Below are 22196 nucleotides of genomic sequence, written 5' to 3'. Positions count from 1 at the left end.
CTTCAGTTTGTCCGCACGTCCGTAGGACTATGCCCGTTTTGCCCCAACGTGTCGCCACCGAGCACGTAGTCTTTCGGAATCTGATCGAAGCTGACGACGCGGCCGCCATTGCTGGTCACGAACGCATCTGCTGCCGCACGATTGCCGAACGGCACCGCTTCATCCGTTTCCATGCCGCTTCGCTTGCGGCTCTCGATCACGAAAAACGCTTTACGTGCGTCGATCCAGTTGGCGGCGCCAGGTTCTTTCCAACTCGGTGCCGCTCCCATATCGGACACATAGATCGCGCGGATATCGCGCGGTTGGTCCGGCATGAGCGTGAAGGCCACGGTGTCGCGAACCGATGTGAACCAGTAGGGATCGATCCGGCTCGCGGTGATGATCTGCCCCTTTGGGCCCGGATGCTCGAGCACGTTCATGCCGCAGAACACGCCCAGCGCATCGTCCTTGAGCGAAACGGGCGGCGGTGGTGTGGATGCCGACTGGTCCTGATTGCAGGCGGCAAGCGTAATCGCGAATGCCGCGATACAAAGCGCGCGCAGGATCATAATTCCCTCCGTGCGAAAGAAGCTGTCGCGAGACCGAGTGGGACCGTGATCCATAGCGCCATTCCGATGAGCAGCGCGAGGGTGCTCGCGCCCGCGCTGCCGGCAAGCCCGGCCATGCCGGAAAACTGGCTGACATTGAAGCCGGTGAGGTTGGCGAGACGATAGATGTCGGTCGGATTGAGAAAGAGCAGTTGCTCCAGCATCGAGGCGGAGACGGTCTTGCCCTGATCGACGACAAGCAGACCGAGCAGAGCCATGTCGAACACCAGCACCATGATCAACCAGACGCCGACCGAAGCACCTGCCGCGGTGCCGCGGTCGCGCGCGAGGCTGCTGATGAGATAACCGATCGCAACGAATGCCGCACCGAGCATGATCGACGTCCCAATCATCCAGGCGAACGCATACCAACTCGCCGCCAGCACGGCCGCGCCGCTGATGGCCAATGCACCGGCGGCAACGCCGTAGCCGATCACGGTGGCGAAGGCTAGGATCAGCACATGACCGCAGAATTTTCCGAGAACGATCTGGTATCGCCCCACCGGATAACTGAGCAGCAGAATCATGGTTCCGCGCTCCATCTCGCCGACAATCGCGTCATGCGAAATCAGCAACGCGATCAGCGGCAGCAGGAAAATGGTGAGGCTGGAGAGGCTGACGACGACAATATCCAGCGCACCCGCACCGACATTTCCAGTTGGTGCGCTGCCGAGAAAGGTGAGCGACAATGCGAGCGCGGCCAGCAGCAGCGTGGTCGCGAGCACCCAGCGGTTGCGCAACCCTTCCTGAATTTCCTTAGCTGCGATGATCGCGATGGTCCTCACTCCGCAGCCTCCCGCGCACGAAGGAAATGCGCATAAAGATCGTCGAGGGTCGGCGTCATGACTTCGATATTGCGCACCCGCGGATCACTGGCGGCGGTCCGCAGCAGCGCCATCTTGCGCTCATCGTCCGGTACCAGCACGACATGGCTTTCCGTGCCGGAAGCGTGGCCGTTTGCGAGCCAATCCGGCATCTTGTCGTTATCAGCAGTGAGATCGAACGAAACGCGGATCGGCAGTTGCGAAATCTGGCGCAATTCGGCGAGCGTGCCCTGGGCCACCAGCGTGCCGCGGTTCATGATGAGCACCTGTTCGGCACGACCTTCGAGTTCGCTCAGCGCGTGGGAGGAGATCAGCACCGTCGCGCCGTCGTCACGCAGTTCTTGCAGGATATCGTAGAAGGTCTGCCGCAGTGCCGGATCGAGACCGGTGGTCGGCTCGTCGAGGAGAAGAATGCGCGGGCGGCCAAGCAGCGCCTGCGCAAGCCCGAGTCGCTGCCGCATGCCCTTGGAATAAGTCCCGACCCGGCGGTCGGCGGCGTCGCCAAGGCCGACACGGTCGAGCAGGGGCCATGCCGTCGCCGGCGTGAGCTGTTTCAGTCGTGCATAAAAGTTGAGTGTCTCGCGCCCGGTCAGTGCGGTGTTGAAGGCGACGTTCTCCGGCAGATAGCCGAGCATCCGCCGCGCCGAGAATTCGCCCGCAGCCGGGTCTTCACCAAGAACACGGATGGTGCCGCCGCTCGGCTGGATCAGACCCAGCATCAGCTTGATCAGCGTTGTCTTGCCGGCGCCGTTGTGGCCGACCAGCGCGTAGATGCCTCCAGCCGGCAGATCGAATGACACTTCGCGCAGGGCGCGAATCTTGCCGTAAGTTTTGTCGATCTTCTGGATGGAGACGGTTGCGGTCATGGCAGACTCCGGCCTGCGTCCGGCCGTGGCGGCGGAGCAATCAGCGGATGTGTATCGACAACGCCTCCGGGATACAGCGCGGGAAACTGCGCCTGCGCCCAGCGTAATACCTGCACCGCGGGGCTGTTGATTAGAATTTTCGCAGACGGTGCGGTCCACAGCACACGATCGACCAGATCGTTGGGCCGATACGCAGTATCGGCGACACCGTCGCCGTTAAGATCGAAGGCCGGATTGTCGCTCCAGTAATTGCCGCGGCCGTCCTTCGACCAGTCGAGGTCGCGGGTGCCGACATATTTCACCTGATTGCGGTTTCCGACAAAGGCGTTGCCGGTGATCTCGTTGCCTTCCGAGCCGGCCGTGAAGTGCACGCCGATCTCGCAACGCTCGAACCAGTTATTACGGAACTGATTGCGGTTGGCATTGTAGATGAACACGCATTTGCCGGGGCCGCTGCGCACGCCGACCTGCGTCGAAGAACTCGCGGCCGGCAGCATGCCGCGCTCGTCACTCGCCACTTCCTGCGTGCCCGGTGTGTCGTCGCGTGGGCCGCCCGCGACGAGATTGCCCTCGATTTTTGCGAAGTTAGCATAGTTGAACAGCAGGCCGTGATCGCGGTCGCGATATGAGACGTTGTCGCGGATCACGAGACGGTTCGAATACATGATGGCGTAGCCGACATGGTTCTTGATCGACACGTTGCCGCTGATCTCGCTGTCGTTTGTGTACATGTAATGGACAGCAAACCGCACTTTTTCGAAGCGGTTATTGATGAAGCGGTCCTTGCGGCTGGATACGGTGAAGATGCCATCGCGGCCGTAGCGAATGGTGTTGCCGTCGATCGTCACGTCCGGCGCGTTCCAGACCGAGACGCCATTGCCGGCCTCGGCAAGGCGGATATTCTGCAAGCCTTCGATGACATTGTTCAGAATGCGCGTACCCGTGGCGCCATGGACATAGACACCGAACAGGTTGCCGATGATGCGATTGTTTTCGACCAGCGCGCGCTCGGCGGTCTTCTCGAGATAGATGCCGGAATCCATCGTCTGCAGATCGCGGCCCGATCCCTTGATCGTCAGTCCGCGGATTTCGACGCCCGGCCCGTAAACGCCGATGACGCTGCCTTCGCCGTTTCCGGTCAGAATCGCGCCGGGCTCGCCTTGCAGCGTCACGCGCCGCTCAATACGGAGCGACCCCTTGTGCTCGCCCGCAGCAAGCGTGATGACGTCGCCGTCCTGCGCCCGGTCCAGCACGCTCTGCATGAGCTGGCCGGGTGCAAGCGTCAGCGTCTCCGCGCTGGCGAAGCTGGATAATCCGGCGGCGAGAACCGCCGCCGGAAATATGGTGAAGAAGCGACGCACGGATGCTCCGCTTACACCGACTTCGGCTCGACCAGCATACGGCCTTTCATCTCCATATGCATGGCGTGGCAGAACCACTGGCAGTAGTACCAGTAGACACCGGCGCGGTCGGCCGTGAACGTCACCGAAGCCGTGGCCTGCGGCGCCACTTCCATCGCGACGCCGTAGTTCACGATCGTGAAGCCGTGGGTGAGGTCTTCGACCGCGTCGATGTTGGTGACGTAGACCGTCACCTCGTCGCCCTGCTTCACGGTGAACTGCTCGAGGCCAAACGCCGGTGCGGTGGACGTCATGTAGACGCGCACCTTGTTGCCGTCGCGGATCACCTTGGAGTCGGCTTCGAGGTTGATGCCGTCCGCCTTGGCCTGCTTCACCGCGTCGGCAAAGAACGGGTCAGCACGGTCCCAGATCGAGATCGGGTTGATCTTGGAACGGTGGACGATGGTGGCGTCATGCGGCTCGGCGAAGCTCGGGCCGTCATGCACCAGCACCATCTTGTCGCCGGAGATGTCGATGAGCTGATCGTTCTCCGGCTTCAGCGGACCGACGTTGAGGAAACGGTCCTTGGAGAACTTGTTCAGCGAGATCAGCCATTTTCCATCGGCCTCCTTGGTCTGACCCATGGAGGTGTGGTTGTGGCCGGGCTGATAGTGGACGTCGAGCTTCTGAAGGATCGGGTCGACCTTCTCGCCCTTGTACGCACGCCGGGCCGCATCGATGTTCCACTTACAGATCTGGCTGTCGATGAACAGCGTGGTATACGCGTTGCCCTTGCCGTCATAGGCCGTATGCAGCGGACCGAGACCGAGTTCGGGCTCCGCCACCACCGTGTCGCGCGGCTTGATCTTGTCGGCGAACAGGTCATCGAACAACCGCACGTCGAACACGGTGCAGGTCGGCGACAGTTTGCCGTTGGCGATGACGTGGATGCCATCCGGCGCGGTGTTCATGCCGTGCGGACCGTTGGAGACCGGCACATACCGCGTGAACGGCGAGCCTTTGCGGCCGTCGAGCACGGGTACGCCCCCCATCTTCTTGTAGTCGCCTTTCTTCACCGCCTCTTCGATGCGCTTGAGGTCGAAGATGACGACCCAGTCCTGCTCACTTGCGGTCATTTCCGCAAGTGTGACGCCACCCTCGGAGTTGTAGCAGGTGGAGAAGGCGTACTTGCCCTGATAGTCGGCGTCGACGTTGTCGAGGTTGCCGTCGACGATAATCTGCCAGGCAACCTGCATGGTATCGCCGTCGACCGCCGTGAGGATTGCACGGTATTCCTTCGGATTGTCGAGGATCTTGCCGTCGTTGGGCAGCGGGACGCCATCCTCGCCGTTGCAAAACACGTAGCCGGTGCGCGGGTATTTCTGCACGCGCAGGCCGTGAACCGTGTGCTGGTTCGGCAACTCGATGATCTTGTCACACTTCATGACATCCAGGCGCACACGCGCGACGCGGGTGTTGGCCTTGTCGTTCATGAAAGCGTAACGGCCGTCATAGGTGCCGTTGGTGAACGAGATGTGCGGGTGATGCAGATCGCCGTTGATGTAGGTACCGCCGCGACTCTTCAGAAACTCACGTGACTGGGGGGTCAGCCCCTCGGTGAGCACCTTGAGACTCTCGTTGGTCTGGCCCCAGCCCGTCGCCGAGCAGCGGTTGAACACCGGGACGCGCATCAGTTCGCGCATCGAAGGCAAGCCGACGATGCGCATCTCGCCGCACTGTCCGGAGGAGAAGAACACGTAGTATTCGTCGAGATCGCCGGGTGCGACCTCGGTCTTGTGGACCGCGGGCCGCGCAGCGGGAGCCTTCGGCTGCCCCTTGGTCTGCGCCTCCGCTGTCGTGACAAACCCCTTGTCGATCGGTAGTGCCGCGCCTGCAGCCAGACCGACGCCCGCTGCAGCCGTCGTGCCGAGCAAGGCTCGCCGGCTGACGCCCTTGCCGTCCTCGTGGTTGCTCATGGAAGTCTCCTAGGTTTTCAGGTTGTAGGTGTTGCGACCGAACCGCCGGGTGCGCTGATCGTCTTGCCTCCGGCGGTGATGATTGTGTCCGGCCCTTTTTTGGCCCGCATGGATGGCGAGGACAGCGCTTCGCGCTTCTCTCGCTTGAGACGCACTTGGATCATGTGTGGACAACGATGATCGTCGAAATAAAGCTCCTGACAGTGCATGCAGTAGATGCACTCGTTGACGTTGATGTGGCCTTCCGGGTGGATCGACTGCACCGGGCATTCGTTGGCGCAGCGTTGGCAGGGTGAACCGCATTCCGGCCAGCGGCGAAGCCACTCGAACATGCGAATGCGGCCGGGAATGGCGAGCGCAGCGCCGAGCGGGCACAGATAGCGGCAGAAGAACCGCTCGATAAACAATCCCGCAGCGAGCAGCGTCAGTGCATAGATGACGAACGGCCACTCGCGCGCGAACTTCAGGATGATCGCCGTCTTGAACGGCTCGACTTCCGCGAGCTGCTCCGCAAGCGCGATGGAGTAGAACGACAGCCCGAACAGGCCGAGAAAGATCATGTACTTGATCGGCCAAAGCCGCTCATGCAGGCCCCACGGCACCCGGATTTGCGGTACCTTGAGCGCTTGCGCGACAGCGCTCAGCAACTCCTGCAACGCGCCGAAGGGGCAAAGCCAGCCGCAGAACGGCCCGCGTCCCCAGAACAGGAGGGCAGCAGCGACCGACGCCCACAGCAGGAAGATGTGCGGCGCGGACAGGAAGTATTCCCAGCTAAATCCCGTCAGCAGCGAATTGATGAACGTCAGGACGTTGACAACGGAGAGCTGGGCGTTGACGTACCAGCCGAGCCAGACCAGCACGAACAGCAAATAGGATCGCCGCACCCAGACATAGATGCGGGGACGCCGCACCAGGACGTTCTGGAAGAAGAAGATCACCGTCAGCGTACCGAGCGCGAACACGGTGATGCCGATGCGAACGATGTCGCCGCGCCAGATCCTGATCCACAGCGGTTCGTCGTCGGCATCAACTGTCGCTGCTGCCTTATCTGCGGGCTGCGGCGAGGCTGCGGGTTGTTCGGTCTGAACGATCGTCGAGGGCTGCTCGCGCTTGAGATACGCATCCGGCAGCGTGTAGCCGAGATCGAAGGTCAGGAATGCCTTGTCGCGTGCGCCGACGCCCCGCTGCACCAGAAGCTGCAGCGTCCATGGCTCGGCCGGATCGAACGTAAAATCCGGCGGCAGCACGAACAGGCTGATCTCGGGGAAGCTTGGTGCGCCTGCAGCGGCAAAGTCGCCGAGCCGGGTATGGTCGCGGTCGCGAAAGCGGATGCTGTTCGTGTCCTGAAGCAGTTCGAGACGATCGAAGATGCCGCCGCGAACGTAGCCCGATCCCTTGAACGAATACCGGCCCGAGCCGGCAACCACGATCGCCTGCTGGCCGGGCTTCAGTCTCGCCTTGAGGCGGTCATATCCCTCATCGCCGAGCAGGCTGCGGCCGATCGTCGGCACCGCAACGTCCGCAACATAGAGATCGATGAAATCCTCAGTGGGATCCCCGGTCTCCGGATGCGCGATGGCAGCGGCGTTGCCGGACTTCTGATAGGCTTCGTTGATATCGGCAACGCTCATATGCAGCCGCCGGATCGAGCCGTCGCCCAGCAATGTCTGCCAGTCCTGCACCTCGCTCTTGGCCATATCGATGGTCTTGACCACCTGCGCCGCAGCCGCGGCTATATTGGCCTGACCTTGCGCGCCGAGCCGCCCGGTCTTGATCAGCTTCGATGCCGAACGGGCGATACTGTCGCCGATCACAAGCACGGTCACGGTCGCGCCGCTGACGATATCGACCTGAGGTGTGCGAGCCGCGCCGTTCACCACCGGCACCATATCGGTGCCGACAAGCTTGTTGATGGCATCGAGAACGCGCTTTTCCGGAATTCCGATCAGAACGATCGGCTCTTTGTGCTCGACGAGCCTGAAGCCGGTGAGAACGCCCTTGGTGCTGATGCCAACGAGAACGCGGATCGGCTTTCCGGAATAGCCGACTGCGTTGGAAAGATCGGAATTAAGATAGGCATAGCCCAGAAGCTGGTCGTCCTTGTAGACCGGCGCGATCGGCGGATCGCCTTGCAGCGGCCCGAAGCGGTTTGCATCCGGAATGAGTTCTGACGGCTGCGCCTTGGCGAGATAATTGCTGAGCTGACCTGCAGCATGCGCGTCTGCGGCAAACAGGCCAGCGCCGATCAGGCAGACACATGCGATAATGCAGGCGACGCAGATATCTCGGAATTTAGACAAAGGGTCTCCATCCGCTCTTGCAGCTTCAGGAGAAGCCGACAAAACGCCGCCGGTTCCCATCTCTCGGTAACCTTGCTTGGATATCTTTATCAGCCACGATAATATCGATAATTGTTCTGCGTCAAAAAAAGCAACTGCGAGGCGGAGTTCTGCATGCGCGAAGAGCCTCTGTTGACGGTGACACCCGCACCGATCGCAACTCTGCCGGAGTTTTACGCAGTTGCCTTTCATCAGGCGCAGTTTGCGGCGCAGCATTACGGTGCAGTCGCAGCACACGTTGCTCAGGGATCACAAGCGATCAGCTCAGTCTTTGAAACGCTCGCGTCACGAGAGACTGCGCGTGCCGACGCGATCGCAGAAGCTTGCAGTCAAATCTGTGGCGCACCGCCGGATCTCAAAAAATTGCCGACGACATTCAGGGATCTCGTTCCGGCACAGGAAGTCAGCGATATCGCGCAATCCGGCCTCTCGACGCCTTATGCGGTGTGGGCGCTCGCCGTACGCCATCGCCGCCGCGCGTTTATCTACTGGACCTATGTCGCGGCGCTCACCAGAGATTCCGCAGTCCGTGCTGCCGCAGAGCGATTGGCGCGGGAGGCGTTGTCCGATGGCAATGCGCTGCGCCGCGAACGGCGCCTTGCGTGGCAAAGCGAACACAAGTACGCGACGGAAGATGAGCAGAGCGACAGGGATGCGTCCGCAGCTCTGCTGGAGAGCCTGTTGCGGCGGGACATCATCGCATGGTCGCAAACGCTGCCGCCGGCGGAGGGCAGGCGGCTTCTGCATGTCGGGATGCCGGGATTTTCTTCTCACGACGTTATTCTGCCGGAAGATTTCGAGACGCCCGCTCTTGGCGAGATCGAACAGATCAAGCAGCGTGCCTTGCGACGTGCGGAGCAACTGTCGAATGTATATCTCGACGAGGCGGACAGGGCGAAGGATCAGAGCAGTCTCGATTTTGCGCAGGAGCTTGCCACGCAGTCGATCGCGCGTCTGGCGGGCTTGCGCGCGGCGGCGGCCTCGGCCAGCGAACCGGCCTAGGAACCGCTATTGCAACGGACGGGCTCGTTTGCCCTAGGCACGATATAGATCACAAGGATGATGAGCACGGTCGGCGCCGTCGAGGATGCAAGGCCGTGCAGGGAAATCGCGACACCCCCGAAAGATCGGTTGGGTGAGGTGCCCATATACGGCCTTGAAGTCACACAAATTCAGAGGGAACCCGGCGCCCGCTTCGTCTGACGGAAACCCGGTACGGACCGCATGCGGTGTCGATTGCTTCGCCAGTTGGCTAATGCTATAGATTAGAATTATTCTAAACTATAGCTAGTGCCCTTGGTTGCCAGCACGTCACCGATGACGACCGGAGAGTCTGTTGCCGCGTAGCCTGCCAAGCTTGTCCGTTATTTTCACTGCGATAACCGTCGCGGGCCTTGCCCTCGCGATTGCCGGCTCTTGGGTTCTGGAGGGTTCGCTTGCGCCGCAAATAACATTGGGTGGCGCTGTCCTCGCTTATCTTGCCGGCGGTGTGCCGACGGGTTGGCGCGCCCTGAAAGCCCTGTGGAACGATCATGTCCTCGACATCGATCTCTTGATGATTGTTGCGGCAATAGCTGCCGCGATCGTCGGAGCGTCGGTCGAGGGCGCGGTTCTGCTCACTCTTTTCAGCCTGTCCACGACCCTTGAAGAGCGCGCGATGGGACGGGCGCGGCGTGCCGTCGAGGCGCTGATGGCGCTCCGTCCGGAAACCGCTTTCCGAAAATCGAGTGACGGCACCGTTGAGGAGATCGCAGCCTCCGATCTTTGCGTTGGTGATCTGGTCATTCTCCGCCCCGGCTCGCGCGTTCCAGCGGATGGAATGATCGTCAGCGGGCGAGGCTCGCTCGACGAATCCACGATTACCGGCGAATCGATGCCCGTTCGCAAGGAACCGGATCAGCAGGTTTTTGAGGCAACGGTGAACCTCGATGGCGTCCTCGATGTGCGGATCATAAAAACCCTGGCACAAAGCACGGTCGCCCGGATGATCGCGCTTGTCACTGAAGCGCAGGCCGCCAAGGCGCCGTCCGAGCGGTTCAGCGCATGGTTCGGGCAGCGTTACACGATCGCCGTTCTGGTTGGATTTGTGATTGCGCTTGGCGTTTTCTATCGGCTCGGAAACGATTGGGAAACTTCGCTCTATCGCGCCGCGACCATGCTGGTCGCCGCAAGCCCTTGTGCCATCGTGGTCTCGGTGCCTGCCGCCATTCTGTCGGCGCTGTCTGCGGCGGCCCGCGGCGGTGTCCTGTTCAAGGGCGGCGGTGCGCTGGAGACGCTCGCCGCCGTCGACACCTTCGCATTCGACAAGACCGGGACGCTGACGACCGGCCGTGCGGCGGTGACGCAAATCGTTGCGCTGGATGGCGACGAGAATCGTTTTCTGTCGCTGCTTGCCGGACTCGAAGCGCATTCGGAACATCATATCGCTGCGGCGATCCGCGGGGAGGTTGCTCGACGTGGCCTCGACATCGTGAAGGTCACGGATGTAAAGGCACGCCCCGGCGCCGGTATCGTCGGCCGCGACGATTTCGGTCCGATATGGGCCGGTAACCCATATCTGGCCGAGGCGATGAGTGCGTCTGTCGATCATGACGGGCTCAAGACTCTCGCAGAGCGTGCGCAGACCGTCGTCTATCTCGGGCGTGGTTCGACCGTGCTGGGTGCCGTCAATGTGGCGGACGAGGCGAGGGCCACCTCGGCTTCGGCGCTGGCCGCCCTGCGGGAGAGTGGCGTGCACCGAATCGTGATGATGACGGGAGATCGCAGGCCGGTGGCGCTGCGGATCGGCCAGGAGCTGGGATTCTCGCCGGACGAGATCCATGCCGAGCTTCTGCCCGAGGATAAAGTGCGCAGCGTCGGCGAACTCGCGCAGAGCGGCAAGATTGCCTTTGTCGGTGACGGCGTCAATGATGCCGCTGCTCTCGCCCGTGCCGATATTGGCATCGCAATGGGGGCCGCTGGTTCGGAAGTTGCCCTTCAAGCCGCCGATGTGGCACTGCTGTCGGAAGACATGGAGAGGCTTGCAGATGCACATCGTCTGGCCCGCCGTTCGGTCGCGATCATCCGGCAAAACCTAATCTTCGCGATCGGCGCCATGATGGTGCTGGTCATCGGTGGCTTGTTCTTCGAACTACCGTTGCCGTTGGTGGTCATCGGGCATGAAGGTGGCACGGTGCTCGTGGTGCTGAACGGTTTGCGCCTTCTGTCGGACGGCACCCGCCGGGGTACCGGCAAGAATAGGACAGATTTACCCGGCATTGGAAAGCGCCGGTCGCTCTCGCCCGCGAAACAGGCCGGGTGAAATAAAGCCGATTGGACGCGCGCCAATTTTGACACCGGACAATGCAACATTCCCGATCCGGGATTAGCGTCGCACCCGTCAGGCGTTGTTGATGGCTGTCCGGCAGGACCCCATCAACAACGCCTTCGAATTCTCTTCCGGGATTGTGATGATGTTTCGAGAGCCGCCGGCACCGGACGGACCGTCTTCCGTCACCGTTATTGGCGCTGGCATTGTGGGAAGCTGGCAGGCGCTTCTGTTTGCCTGTGCAGGCTATGACGTCATGCTGTTCGAGCGTGACGATGTCGCCATGACTTATGCCACCAGCCATTGGGCTGGTGGCATGCTGGCGCCATGGTGTGAAGCCGAGGCGTCTGAACCGCTCATCACCGATCTCGGCACGCGCTCGCTGGAACTTTGGCGCAAGCATCTGCCTGACACGCCGTTCAACGGCTCGCTTGTTGTCGCTCATGCGCGTGATCGTGCGGATTTCGACCGGTTCGCGAAATTGACGACGGGACATGAGCGCCTCGATGCGCGAGGCGTCGCGGAGCTTGAGCCGGATCTCGGCAATCGATTTCGCGAAGGCCTGTTCTTTGCCGGCGAAGGGCATGTCGAGCCACGTGCCGTGTTGCCGAAGTTGCATGCGCGTTTCGTTGCCGCTGGCGGCATCATCCGGTTTCAGGCAGATTGCGATCTGGATGTGCTTGCCGGACAAGCCGGTCACGTCGTGATCGATTGCCGTGGCCTTGCCGCCCGCGATAAATTCTCAGATTTGCGCGGCGTCAAAGGTGAAATGGTTGTCGTCGAAGCGCAGGGCATCGAGCTGATGCGCCCGGTGCGCCTTCTTCATCCGCGCTGGCCGATCTATGTGATCCCGCGCGAGAACAATTGCTTCATGATCGGTGCGACCAGTATCGAGAGTGAGGACACGGCGGTCAGTTTGCGCTCGACGGTGGAATTGCTGACGGCGGCTTGTGCCGTTCACCCCGCGTTCGCAGATGCTCATATTCTCGAAGTCGGTGCGGGACTTCGCCCGGCGTTTCCGGATCATTTGCCGCGGGTCGTCGTCAGCAAACAAAAAATATCGATTAATGGGCTTTATCGCCACGGCTTCCTGATGGCGCCAGCGCTGGCCGAAATGACGCTTGCTTACATGCAGCGTGGCTTCATCCATAACGAAGTGATGCGGTCCTCTTTCGAAATGGCGCCCTGACGGAGTGGCCGCTTATTGTTTTCCCGCTGCACCGGGATTCGAAGGAAGACCGAGTCGTTCCCAGATCTCGTTCACGCGCGCGATCACAGCCTCATCCATCGTGAGGAGGCGTCCCCATTCGCGGTCGGTTTCGGGAGGAATTTTGGTGGTGGCGTCGATACCGACCTTGCCGCCGAGGCCCGGCTTTGGTGATGCGAAATCGAGATAGTCGATCGGCGTATCCGTCAGCGTAAGAAAATCGCGGGAGGGGTCGGTGCGCGTAGCAACCGCCCACATCACATCGGACCAGTCGCGGACGTTGATGTCCGGATCGACGAGAATGAGAAACTTCGTATAGGTGAGTTGCGGCAGCAGCGACCATAGCGCGAGCATCACCCGCCGCGCCTGCCCCGGATAGCGCTTTGCGATGGAGGCAACCGCGATCCGGTATGAACAGGCTTCGGGAGGAAGCCACAGGTCCACGACTTCCGGAATTCGCTTCCGAACCAAGGGGACGAGGAGTTCGTTGAAAACTTCACCGATGCGGGAAGGCTCATCCGGCGGCCGTCCGGTGAATGTGGAGAGATAGATCGGCTGCCGCCGCATGGTGATTGCGGACACGCGCATCACGGGGAAATTCTCGACGGCGTTGTAATAGCCGGTGTGATCGCCATACGGCCCTTCGGGTGCCGTCTCGTGTGGAGACACAGTGCCTTCGATAACGATCTCCGCTTCGGCAGGCACCATCAATGGAACGCTGACGCAGTGTGCGAGCGGCAAACGCGCGCCGCGAAGAAGGCCCGCGAAGCGAAATTCGGAAAGAGTTTCCGGCAATGGTAGCGCTGCCGTAAGGATCGTTGCCGGATCGGCGCCGATGGCGATTGCGACCGGCATATCGAGGCCGCGCTCTTTCCATAAATGATGATGGCGAGCACCGCCGCGATGCGCGAGCCAGCGCAGGATCGCGCGGTCGCGGCCGATCACCTGCATCCGGTAGACGCCGACATTGACGTTGCTGTCGGCTTCGTCGTCGGGCGCTTTGGTGATCACCATCGGCCAGGTGATGAGCGGCGCAGGTTCGTGCGGCCAACAGATCTGGATTGGCAGCCGGGTGAGGTCGATGGAGTCTCCTCGCCAGACGATGTCATGCACGGGCGGCGTCTCGACAGTCTTCGGGCGCATGGCCATGACGGCACGCGCCAGCGGTAGCTTTGCCATTGCATCGGAGAAACTGTGTGGCGGCTGCGGCTCGCTCAGTTCTGCGAGTGCTTGGCCCAGGTTTGGCAAATGCTCCGGGCTGACGCCGAGCCCCCAAGCCACGCGCTCGCGCGAGCCGAACAGATTAAGGAGGATGGGCATCTCCGCGATCGCGCCGTCCGCCTTGATCGGTTGTTCGAACAGCAGTGCCGGGCCGCTCGCATGAAGCACGCGCCGGTGAATCTCCGTCATTTCGTGAACGACCGGGACCGGTTCGCGGATGCGGACAAGCTGGCCTTCCTTCTCAAGGCGGGAGAGAAAGTTGCGCAGATTGGCGAAGAGAGGCTGGTCGCGGCGTAGCAGAGGCGTCTCCGAAGCTTCTAATAAGAATTGGTCGCATCTCTCATGAAGCAGAAAGCTACGGGATTCATTGTTCTCGGACAAAGAATCGATTTTCGGCGGATGCTAAGGATGCCTCAAAAGAGAGGCTGTTATGCCGGGGTCCGGCCCGTTCGTTTCAAGAGTGCCGCAGGTGCTCGCTTTGGCAGGGCAGTTCCTGCCACTTCTGCCATTGCAGCCGGTGCTTGGCGCGTGCCTTCATGGAATAAAAAGCCGGCACCCGCAGATTTTTGATCGCCTTGGCATCCACGCTGCAAAGCGGTTCGGTCTCGATCCGACCGACCTGCCATTTTCTTTTTTGCTCGAACCTGCACGCACGCGACCAACCATCATCGTAGTGCGATCTATGCCGCGGGTCGATGTTAGGATCTCTGGAACGCTTGCTGCGTTGATCAGTCTTGCGAACGGCACTTGCGATGGAGACGCACTGTTTTTCTCGCGAGATATCCAGATCGAAGGCGACATGGAAGCGGCGCTCGCATTGCGTAACGCTGTCGATGAAGCCGGGATCGATATTGTTGCGGAATCCGTTGCGTTTCTAGGACCGCTGTCGCCTGTTGCGGCGCGACTCGTGCGAGGAGCAATCGGTGATCCTCCCGGACAGCGGCAGGATGATCTGGCCCCGGAGGGTGGATCATGGAATTGATCTGCCCTGCGGGAACGCCCGCCGGTCTCAAGGCTGCTGTCGAGGCGGGTGCGGACGCGGTGTATTGCGGTTTTCGCGATGAGACCAACGCCCGCAATTTTCCGGGGCTGAATTTCAGTCCCGAGGAGTTGCAGACCGGAATTGCTTATGCCCACGGGCACGGCGTCAAGGTTCTCGTCGCCATCAATACATTTGCGCGGGCGGGAACGCTCGATCTGTGGAAGCGCGCGGTAGACACCGCCGTCGAGGCCGGCGCCGATGCGCTGATCATTGCCGATGTTGGTGTTCTCGATTATGCGGCCCGGCGTCATCCGGATCAGCGCCTTCATGTCTCGGTTCAGGCGGCTGCCGCCAATCCGGACGCGATCGAGTTTTATGTGAAGGCGTTCGGTGCACGCCGGGTTGTTCTGCCTCGCGTGCTGAGCGTGGCCGAAATCGCGGCGATTGCGCGCGAGGTGCGTTGCGAGACGGAAGTGTTCGTCTTTGGTGGCCTGTGTGTGATGGAGGAGGGGCGCTGCTCGCTCTCGTCTTATGCCACCGGACAATCACCAAACATGAACGGCGTCTGCTCGCCTGCGAGCCATGTTCATTATCGCGAGCAGGATGGGCAGCTTGTTTCGCGGCTCGGTGCGTTCACCATCAACAAGTTCGCCGCGGAAGAACCTGCGGGATATCCGACGCTCTGCAAGGGCCGTTTCCAGACCGAGCATGGCGCCGGCTACCTGTTCGAGGACCCGGTCAGCCTCGATGCAACCACCATGCTGCCGGAGTTGCAGAAGGCCGGCGTGACGGCGCTGAAAATCGAGGGGCGGCAACGCGGCCGTGCCTATATCGAGCGCGTGGTGCGCAACTTCCGTCAAACTCTCGCAGGGTTGGAAGATGGCCACTCCGCGCCGGCCGGGGATCTCGTCGCTCTCACCGAAGGCCAGTCGACGACGGCGGGAGCCTATCGAAAGACATGGCGATGACGAAAGCTTGCCGATGACATCGTCGATGCAATTGACCCTTGGGCCTGTGCTCTACAACTGGCAACCCGAACAATGGCGGGATTTCTATTTCCGCATTGCCGAGGAAGCGCCGGTAGACGTGGTTGTCGTCGGTGAAGTTGTCTGTTCGAAGCGCTCGCCGTTTTTCGAGGCCCATATGCCTGCCGTGATCGAACGGCTTGCGGCGTGTGGAAAGCAGGTCGTTCTCGGCTCTCTCATTCTGGTGTCGCTGCCGCGGGAGCGCCGGCAGACGGCGGAGCTTGCCGCCAATACGGACTTCATGGTCGAGGTCAACGATCTCACCTGCCTTGGGGCGCTGATGGACCGCCCGCATGCGATCGGGCCATTCGTGAATATCTACAACGAGGCGACGGCAACCTATTTCGCAAGCCGCGGAGCACAGCGGATTTGCCTGCCGCCGGAATTACCGATGGACTCGATCCAGACCATCGCCGCCGCGTTGCCTGACGTGACGATGGAAGTTTTTGCCTTCGGCCGCGTGCCGCTCGCGATCTCCGCACGCTGCTATCATGCCCGCCTGCACAAGCTCTCGAAGGACAACTGCCAGTTCGTCTGCGAGCGGGATCCGGATGGGTTGCCGGTGGCAACACTCGATGGCGAGCCGTTTCTCGCCATGAACGGTGTGCAGACGCTGTCTCACGCCTGCGTGAACCTGTTGGGCGATGCGGTCGACCTTGCGATCGCCGGCGTCGGCGCGCTCCGTCTCTCGCCGCAGCAATGCGACATGGTCGCGGTCGCCAAAGTCTTCCGCGATCTACTCGACGGCCGCCGGACCCAGGAAAACGGCATGCAGGAGTTGACGCGAATCTATCCCGACGTGCCGTTCGTTAATGGCTTTATCCATGGGCAGCCGGGGGCGGTGCTCACAACGAAAGGCACAGAGGAAAATCTGCGCCAGCGCAAAGCGCAGGCGGGAACCATGGTGCATGAGGCTGGACAGTAGGCGTTGGCGCAATTTGGAAAGAGCCGGTCATGATTGAGAGTAACCGTATCTATGAAGCGCTGGATCTGATGGGGCGATTGAACATCGTCCTGACACGTATGGACCTCGACTGTAACTGCCGCGAGGTTTTGAGCGAGGCCATGGCGCGATTTTCGAGCCTCGAAGCGCAGCGCCTGTCGCGGCGATCGCTATTGCGCGCACGCGACCACAAGGATCGTATCGATGCCGTTCTCGGGCTTCTCTCCGAACTCGATCAACTGACCGAGAACGAGAAAGACCGCACGGTCTTCACGGAAATGGCGCTGCTGTTCGATGAGATCAGCAAGTCGGCGGAGGCGGGCGCAGCCGCCTTGCGCAACATCGATCCGCAGTGCCTGCCTGCACCGCGCGAGGAAGCGCCGCGTCCGCTCAGCGTGATCCGGCGATAACTGTCGGCTCAGACCGCGCGGCTGTAGATGGGGCCGGACGTCCCGAGATAGGCATCGAAGGCGGAGGCAACGCTGCGCACCAGATGCCGCGTGTCGTCCGTCACGGAGAGCACCGGCCCTTCGAGGCGAACCACGCCGTCAGTGATCAGCATCTCCAGCCGGTCGGCCGATCCAAGAGCGGCGTCCGGCGTCGTACCGTGCTTTGCGCAAACCTGCTCCAGGTCGACACGGAAATCGCACATGATCCGCTCGATGATGTCGGCGCGCAGGCGGTCGTCGGCCGTCAGCGCATAGCCCTTCCGGGTCGGAAGGTCGCCGTTGGTGACCAATTCACAGTAGGCGCGCGGCGCGACTTCATTCTGGACGTAGCCTTGCTCCAGCCGTCCGATCGCGCTTGCGCCGAAACCGATCAGAATGTCGCTGGTGTCGGTGGTGTAGCCTTGAAAATTGCGATGGAGAATTCCCGCCGCTTGTGCTGTTGCGAGGCTGTCGTCGGGCAGCGCGAAATGATCGAGGCCGATCTGCTGGTAGCCCGCGTTGATCAAGCGGGAGGCGATCATGTTCGCCTGCAGGTGCCGGCCCGCGCCATCGGGGAGGGCAGTTTCGTCGATCTTGCGCTGGTGTTTCTTGAACGTCGGAATATGCGCGTAGCCGAACACTGAGAAACGATCGGGGTGAAGCTGCAGGCATTTTTGAACGGTGTCGAAGCAGGATGCGACTGTCTGATGCGGCAACCCGTAGATCAGATCGAAGTTGATGCTGCGGATGCCGGCTGAGCGCAATCCTTCGGTGACGGCTGCCGTATCCTCGAAACTCTGAATGCGGTTGACGGCCTGCTGCACCACGGGATCGAAGCTCTGCACGCCGAGACTGGCCCGCGTCACGCCACTCGCACCGAGTTCGTTCAACATCTCACGGGTGAGCCTGCGGGGATCGATCTCGATGGCGATTTCGGCATCGGGCAGAAAAGAGAACTTCTGCCTGAGGAAAATCATCAACTCCGCGAACTGGGCCGGTGTCATGATCGTCGGCGTTCCGCCACCGAAATGCACCCCGCCGACCGTAGTCTTCTGCTTGATATGGCTTGTCACCATATCGATTTCCCGCCGCAGCGACGTGAGATAATCGGCCACCGGCTCGTTCCGCCGAACGATGGTGGTGTTGCACCCGCAATACCAGCACATCGATTGGCAGAAAGGGATGTGCAGATAAAGCGAAACGGGTTTCCCTTGGGGGATTGCTGCGAGCCATTCGCGATAGGTACGTTGTGTGATCGCGCTCGAGAAATACGGCGCGGTCGGATAGCTCGTATAACGAGGCAGACGCTCTTCGCCATAGCGGCTGTTGAGATCGGATCGCAAAGGGGCGGATTGGGGAACAGTCACGCGCGAGCCTCGTCGGGCACAGGGAAGGCTGATGGTCCTTCAGGGCGCGCCATACGAGCGCATCGCGTGGTCAATTGCCTTGCGTTAGCGCAAGCGCGGCCCGCTTTTCGGGGTGGTCCGCCGATCAGCGCATCATGACGTCGGGTCGTCGATCAGTCGCTGGGGCCGGGCGAAGAGGGTGAGTTGCTCTTTGTCGTCGATAACGATTTCTCGGCCGCGAATGCGCACGCCATGCTCCGTCAGATAGGCGAGGTTGCGGGACAGATTCTCCCGCGTGGTTCCGATATGCGATGCCAACGTGCTGCGGTCGAATGGAATGACGATATTCGTTTGCGGGCTGTTTTTCTGGGCCTCGGCCAATATCCAGTTGGCGAGCCGCTCGATGCTGGACCTTGCCATGTAGCCCTTGAGCTTCTTGACGGACCCGCGATAGGCGAGCGCGAGTTCGCTGACGATCGCTCGCGCGAAGCCGACATCCCGGTCGGACAACTCACGCACGCGTGCGGCCGGAATAAGCAGGACGCGCGATTCGGTGAGCGTTCTTGCCGAACTCAGATAGGGCTGATTGCTGACAATGGCGGCGGGAATAAACGTGGAGATCGGATTGATCAGCGAGATGCCGCACTCGCCGCCGTCCTGCTCGGTGTAATTCTCGGCGAGTCCGTCGATCAGCACATGAAGGAAATCAGCCTCGGTGCCTTCGTGGATCAGAACGACACCGGCCGGAAATTTCTGCAGCAATGCTGCATCGAGCAGGCACTCCATATTCTCCGGATTCATGTCGGAGAACAGCGGTAGCTTCTTTAACTCTTCGATTTCATGAGCACGCAATGTCGGCGCTCCGCTTGGCTATTGCCGGTGTGTGATGTTTATCAATTTCCAGCGTGGCATAGGTCAATTCAGCTTGTGCATAGGGTCAAGCATATGTGTGTGATTTCATATAAGTCAGCATTGGTGACCTTGGCTTGATCCACCGCAACTAAATTTCGTCACCCCAAAAGCAATCTCGAAATCGAAACGGATTTGGAGATGCTCCTGTGGGTGAAGCGGATCAAGGCAACGCGGCGCGCGGTCGGGCACTTTGGCTTTCAACGATCTCGTTCACGATCTGCTTCGCGGTCTGGACGATTTTTTCCATCATCGGCATCAGCATCAAGCAGAAGCTCGGTCTCAATGAGACCGAGTTCGGTCTTCTGGTCGGCACGCCGATCCTGAGCGGCTCGCTCATCCGCCTCGTCCTCGGCGTCTGGACCGATCAGTATGGTGGCCGCCGCGTCTACACCGTCGTGATGCTCGCCGGCGCAGCCGCAACCTATGCGCTGACCTGGGCACATACCTATCCGCAGTTCCTTGTCGCGGCGCTCTTCGTCGGCATCGCGGGCGGTTCGTTCGCTGTCGGCGTCGCCTATGTCTCGCGGTTCTACCCCGCCGGCAAGCAGGGCACTGCGCTCGGCATTTTCGGCGCAGGCAATGTCGGCTCCGCGGTGACCAAGTTTCTTGCGCCTTTCGTGATGGTGGCGTTCGGCTGGGAAGTCGTCGCGCAGGTTTGGGCCGCGGCGCTCGCCGTCATGGCGGTGATCTTCTGGATCTTCTCCGACGAAGACCCGGTGGTGAAGGCGCGCCGCGAGCGGGGCGAGAAGCCGAAGAGTGCGTGGCTTGAACTGGCGCCGCTCAAGAACATTCAGGTCTGGCGGTTCTCGCTTTACTACTTCTTCGTGTTCGGCGCGTTCGTGGCGCTGGCGCTGTGGCTGCCGCAATATCTCATCAACGTCTACGGCGTCGACCTCAAAGCCGCCGGCATGATTGCCGCGATGTTCTCGCTGCCCGCGTCGGTGTTCCGCGCCTATGGCGGTCATCTCTCGGATCGCTACGGCGCGCGGCGGGTGATGTACTGGACCTTCCTGGTTGGCGTCGCCTGCACCTTCATCCTGTCCTATCCGCCGACCGATTATGTCGTGCGCACGGTGACCGGCTCGGTCAGCTTCCATCTCGAAATGGGTGTGGTGCCGTTCACCGTCACGGTGTTCGTGCTTGGTTTCTTCATGGCGCTCGGCAAGGCGGCGGTGTTCCGGCACATCCCGGTCTATTACCCGAACCATGTTGGTGCGGTTGGCGGTCTGGTCGGCATGATCGGCGGACTCGGTGGCTTCGTGCTGCCGATCGCCTTCGGTGCGCTGAACGATCTCACCGGGCTATGGACCAGTTGCTTCATGCTGCTGTTCCTGATCGTCGTCGTTTCGCTGCTCTGGATGCATTTGACGGTGCGGCAGATGGAGCGCGGCGTCGTCGGCGAAGAACTGCGGAAGCTGCCACAGTTTCCCGAGCTGGAAACGATTCACAAGCCCGAACATATCGGCGCGCTTGCCGGTGTCGTGCTCACCGAATGGCAGCCTGAAAATCGCGAGTTCTGGGAGAAGACCGGTCGCGCCATTGCGCGGCGCAATCTGTGGATCTCGATCCCGGCGCTGCTGCTGTCGTTCGCGATCTGGCAGGTGTGGTCGGTGGTGGTGGCGAAGCTGCCCTCCGTCGGTTTCAACTTCACCACCTCTCAACTGTTTTGGTTGGCAGCGTTGCCGGGCATCTCCGGCGCAGTTCTGCGCGTCTTCTACTCCTTCATGGTGCCGATCTTTGGCGGCCGGTTGTGGACCACGCTCGCGACCTGGTCGCTGATGATCCCTGCAGTCGGCATCGGCTATGCGGTGCAGACGCCATCGACGCCTTATGTCGTGTTTCTGGCGCTGGCGCTGCTCTGCGGCTTCGGCGGCGGCAACTTCGCCTCTTCGATGGCCAACATCTCCTTCTTCTTCCCGCGTTCGGAGAAGGGCAACGCCCTCGCGCTCAATGCTGGTCTCGGCAATCTCGGCGTCAGCGTCGTGCAGTTCGTGGTGCCGCTCGTCATTACCGCCGGTGTGCTCGGCTGGTTCGGCGGCGATCCGGTGATGGTGACGGAGGGCACGCGCCAGGTGCCGCTGTGGCTGCAGAACGCAGGCTTCGTCTGGGTGCCGTTCATCGCCGCGAGCGCGTTCGCCGCATGGTTCGGCATGAACGATATTGCGTCCGCCAAGGCCTCGTTTGCCGATCAGGCGGTGATCTTCCAGCGTAAACACAACTGGGTGATGTGCTGGCTCTACACCGGCACCTTCGGTTCCTTCATCGGCTATTCGGCGGGCTTCCCGCTACTGGCGAAGATTCTGTTCCCCGACGTCAACGTGCTGCCGTTCGTCTTCCTCGGCCCGCTGGTCGGCGCGCTGTCGCGCTCGGCGACCGGCTGGGTCGCGGACAAATGGGGCGGTGGCCGCGTCACGCTGTGGGTGTTCGTTCTGATGATGCTCGGCGTGCTCGGCATCCTCTACTTCACCGGCATCAGGGAGCAGCCCGGCGCGTTCTGGGGATTCTTCGCGATGTTCCTCCTGTTGTTCTTCGCAACCGGCGTCGGTAACGCATCGACCTTCCAGATGATCCCGAACATCATGCGCAAGGAAATGGATCGCCTGATGCCGGATGCCGATCCCGCGGCGCGTGTTCGTCAGGCCGAGAAGGAGTCGGCCGCGATCACCGGCTTCACCTCTGCGATCGCCGCATTCGGTGCGTTCTTCATTCCGAAATCGTTCGGCACTTCGATCGATCTCACCGGCGGCATCGAAGGTGCGCTGTGGGGATTCTTCATCTTCTACGTCACCTGTGTCGTGATCACCTGGGCCGTTTATGTCCGCAAGGGCGGCCTGCTTCACGACATTGAACGGCAGGGTGCGACGGCACCGCTTGCCCAACCGGCCCAGTAAGG

The 22196-nt window shown here is 61.2% G+C and carries 17 protein-coding genes; 8 read left to right on the top strand and 9 right to left on the bottom strand.

The genetic code is table 11. The annotated features are described in order from the left end of the window. Window positions 1–2: 2 nt before the first annotated feature. Genes OCA5_RS14765 through OCA5_RS14740 form a run of 6 tightly spaced genes read right to left on the bottom strand, consistent with a single transcriptional unit; the run spans window position 3 to window position 7953 of the window. Window positions 3–548, bottom strand: coding sequence for a nitrous oxide reductase accessory protein NosL (locus OCA5_RS14765; RefSeq protein ID WP_012562191.1), 546 nt, complete (start codon window positions 546–548; stop codon window positions 3–5). Further along, window positions 545–1372: an ABC transporter permease subunit gene (locus tag OCA5_RS14760; RefSeq protein ID WP_012562192.1), complete on the bottom strand. Its 828-nt coding sequence runs from the start codon at window positions 1370–1372 to the stop codon at window positions 545–547. The genes OCA5_RS14765 and OCA5_RS14760 overlap by 4 nt, the downstream gene beginning before the upstream one ends. After that, window positions 1369–2277, bottom strand: a complete 909-nt coding sequence (locus OCA5_RS14755) for an ABC transporter ATP-binding protein (RefSeq protein WP_012562193.1) — start codon at window positions 2275–2277, stop codon at window positions 1369–1371. Before OCA5_RS14755 ends, OCA5_RS14760 begins: the two co-directional genes overlap by 4 nt. Beyond that, the gene (locus OCA5_RS14750) at window positions 2274–3638 is read right to left on the bottom strand and encodes a nitrous oxide reductase family maturation protein NosD (protein WP_012562194.1); all 1365 of its coding nucleotides are present in this window, start codon (window positions 3636–3638) and stop codon (window positions 2274–2276) included. The genes OCA5_RS14755 and OCA5_RS14750 overlap by 4 nt, the downstream gene beginning before the upstream one ends. Window positions 3639–3649: 11 nt before the next feature. Then, the gene (nosZ, locus tag OCA5_RS14745) at window positions 3650–5593 is read right to left on the bottom strand and encodes a TAT-dependent nitrous-oxide reductase (RefSeq protein WP_012562195.1); all 1944 of its coding nucleotides are present in this window, start codon (window positions 5591–5593) and stop codon (window positions 3650–3652) included. A 17-nt stretch (window positions 5594–5610) separates the two neighbouring features. After that, window positions 5611–7953, bottom strand: a complete 2343-nt coding sequence (locus OCA5_RS14740) for a NosR/NirI family protein (protein ID WP_013913322.1) — start codon at window positions 7951–7953, stop codon at window positions 5611–5613. Between the two features lie 93 nt (window positions 7954–8046). Between OCA5_RS14740 and OCA5_RS14735 the strand changes: the two genes are divergently transcribed. From OCA5_RS14735 to OCA5_RS14725, 3 genes are all read left to right on the top strand, one after another. Continuing rightward, window positions 8047–8934, top strand: a complete 888-nt coding sequence (locus OCA5_RS14735; RefSeq protein ID WP_012562197.1) for a ferritin family protein — start codon at window positions 8047–8049, stop codon at window positions 8932–8934. 334 nt (window positions 8935–9268) lie between these two features. Further along, a complete protein-coding gene (locus tag OCA5_RS14730; protein ID WP_012562198.1) occupies window positions 9269–11233 on the top strand; it encodes a heavy metal translocating P-type ATPase in 1965 nt (654 codons plus the stop codon). A gap of 151 nt (window positions 11234–11384) precedes the next feature. Beyond that, window positions 11385–12428, top strand: coding sequence for an FAD-dependent oxidoreductase (locus tag OCA5_RS14725; RefSeq protein ID WP_041559634.1), 1044 nt, complete (start codon window positions 11385–11387; stop codon window positions 12426–12428). 12 nt (window positions 12429–12440) lie between these two features. Here the strand turns inward: OCA5_RS14725 and OCA5_RS14720 are convergent, their stop codons facing one another. Then, window positions 12441–13967, bottom strand: coding sequence for a UbiD family decarboxylase (locus OCA5_RS14720; RefSeq protein WP_193777131.1), 1527 nt, complete (start codon window positions 13965–13967; stop codon window positions 12441–12443). Between the two features lie 130 nt (window positions 13968–14097). On the opposite strand from OCA5_RS14720, the gene ubiT reads away from it, so the two are divergent. From ubiT to OCA5_RS14700, 4 genes are read left to right on the top strand one after another with little or no spacing between them, the layout of a single operon-like run. After that, the gene (gene ubiT / locus OCA5_RS14715) at window positions 14098–14649 is read left to right on the top strand and encodes a ubiquinone anaerobic biosynthesis accessory factor UbiT (protein WP_012562201.1); all 552 of its coding nucleotides are present in this window, start codon (window positions 14098–14100) and stop codon (window positions 14647–14649) included. Further along, window positions 14640–15617, top strand: coding sequence for a ubiquinone anaerobic biosynthesis protein UbiU (gene ubiU, locus OCA5_RS14710; protein ID WP_012562202.1), 978 nt, complete (start codon window positions 14640–14642; stop codon window positions 15615–15617). The genes ubiT and ubiU overlap by 10 nt, the downstream gene beginning before the upstream one ends. A 25-nt stretch (window positions 15618–15642) precedes the next feature. After that, on the top strand, window positions 15643–16599 hold the full coding sequence (locus OCA5_RS14705; protein WP_244396146.1) for a U32 family peptidase: 957 nt from the start codon (window positions 15643–15645) through the stop codon (window positions 16597–16599). 29 nt (window positions 16600–16628) lie between these two features. Then, window positions 16629–17027 (top strand): hypothetical protein, encoded by a 399-nt coding sequence (locus OCA5_RS14700; RefSeq protein ID WP_012562204.1) that lies wholly within the window; start codon window positions 16629–16631, stop codon window positions 17025–17027. Window positions 17028–17035: 8 nt separating this feature from the next. Here the strand turns inward: OCA5_RS14700 and hemN are convergent, their stop codons facing one another. After that, entirely contained in the window at window positions 17036–18388 is a 1353-nt protein-coding gene (hemN, locus tag OCA5_RS14695) for an oxygen-independent coproporphyrinogen III oxidase (RefSeq protein ID WP_012562205.1), read from the bottom strand. A 156-nt stretch (window positions 18389–18544) separates the two neighbouring features. Next, window positions 18545–19243 (bottom strand): cyclic nucleotide-binding domain-containing protein, encoded by a 699-nt coding sequence (locus OCA5_RS14690; RefSeq protein ID WP_012562206.1) that lies wholly within the window; start codon window positions 19241–19243, stop codon window positions 18545–18547. 206 nt (window positions 19244–19449) lie between these two features. Here OCA5_RS14690 and OCA5_RS14685 point away from each other — a divergent pair, with 206 nt between their 5' ends. Continuing rightward, window positions 19450–22194 (top strand): nitrate/nitrite transporter, encoded by a 2745-nt coding sequence (locus OCA5_RS14685; protein ID WP_012562207.1) that lies wholly within the window; start codon window positions 19450–19452, stop codon window positions 22192–22194. The last annotated feature ends 2 nt before the right edge of the window (window positions 22195–22196 follow it).

This window comes from Afipia carboxidovorans OM5, assembly GCF_000218565.1.
Lineage (GTDB): Bacteria > Pseudomonadota > Alphaproteobacteria > Rhizobiales > Xanthobacteraceae > Afipia > Afipia carboxidovorans.
This window is presented reverse-complemented; position numbering and strand designations above follow the sequence as displayed.